This is a genomic window from Agrobacterium sp. 22094 (assembly GCF_052046015.1).
In the GTDB taxonomy this organism is placed as follows: Bacteria; Pseudomonadota; Alphaproteobacteria; order Rhizobiales; family Rhizobiaceae; genus Agrobacterium; species Agrobacterium cavarae.
This window is the reverse complement of the sequence record NZ_JBQEPX010000016.1, coordinates 1-1219: the sequence shown is the minus strand read 5'-3', so window position 1 is coordinate 1219 and position 1219 is coordinate 1. Positions and strand designations below refer to the sequence as shown.

Annotated in this window: 1 rRNA gene; it reads right to left on the bottom strand. The window is 51.6% G+C overall.

Annotation, left to right across the window (positions count from 1 at the left end):
* A 23S ribosomal RNA gene (locus ACTJK5_RS22965) occupies nt 1-583 on the bottom strand; the annotation flags it as partial.
* Nucleotides 584-1219: the final 636 nt, after the last annotated feature.

Below are 1219 nucleotides of genomic sequence, written 5' to 3'. Positions count from 1 at the left end.
GGGCTCCGACTGTTTGTAGGCATCCGGTTTCAGGTTCTATTTCACTCCCCTCGTCGGGGTGCTTTTCACCTTTCCCTCACGGTACTTGTTCGCTATCGGTCATGCACGAGTACTTAGGCTTGGAGAGTGGTCTCCCCATGTTCAGACAGGATTTCACGTGTCCCGCCCTACTCAAGGACAATAACTGTTCTACGCGTACGGGGCTATCACCCGCTATGGCCGACCTTTCCAAATCGTTCCGCTTTATTCATCATTGCCACTGGCCTGGTCCGCGTTCGCTCGCCACTACTTACGGAGTCTCGGTTGATGTCCTTTCCTGCAGGTACTTAGATGTTTCAGTTCCCTGCGTTCGCTTCTTACACCCTATGTATTCAGATGCAGATACCTTATCGCAATACCTAGAAACCTCTTCTGCCGATTGCTCAACAGAACAGATTTTCTAGGTATTTAAGGTGGGTTGCCCCATTCGGATATCCATGGATCAAAGCTTATTCGCAGCTCCCCACGGCTTTTCGCAGCGTATCACGTCCTTCTTCGCCTGTGCATGCCAAGGCATCCACCAAATGCCCTTAATTCACTTCTTCGTTCTCATTGTCTATGCTCATCATCAAGTCGTCATTCCGAAGGAATGAACGACAGGCAAGGTTACCTTTTACAACCCAGCCAAGTCACGATGCCATCGACGTGTTCGGTATGGTCTTCATTGAGGGCACGCCGGTGCACCTCGAAGCCATACCATTAAGACCAGCTTCTCGAGATATCATCCGGTGATGCGCGGTCAGGCAACACCAATCCAGCATTTTCATCAGAGAGGCCTAAACCCCAACAACAAAAATGCCTCGGACAAGCTTCCTTCCTACCTCCAATCCCTCCACCAATTCCGGCCGACTAAGCCATCACATGGTTTCTCTGAGACTGGGCTCGGACGTTCCGGGTAAAACCCAAAACACCTGGAAGCTTCCAGACATATCTTCTCTTCACAATGTATCCAAAACAGGCACTGTCATCGCATTCGATGAAGGTGCAAACCTTTATTTTCTCCAGAAGACAATTCGCAGCCGTAGGATCAATTCTCCAATACAGCGCGATAGCGCGTCGCCGATCGTTCGGCGCCCTCGCGGAGGGTAGGTCCGAAGGACCGCTCACCCGTGAGCGCCAAAATTTTGGTGGAGCTGAGCGGGATCGAACCGCTGACCCCCTGCTTGCAAAGCAGGTGCTC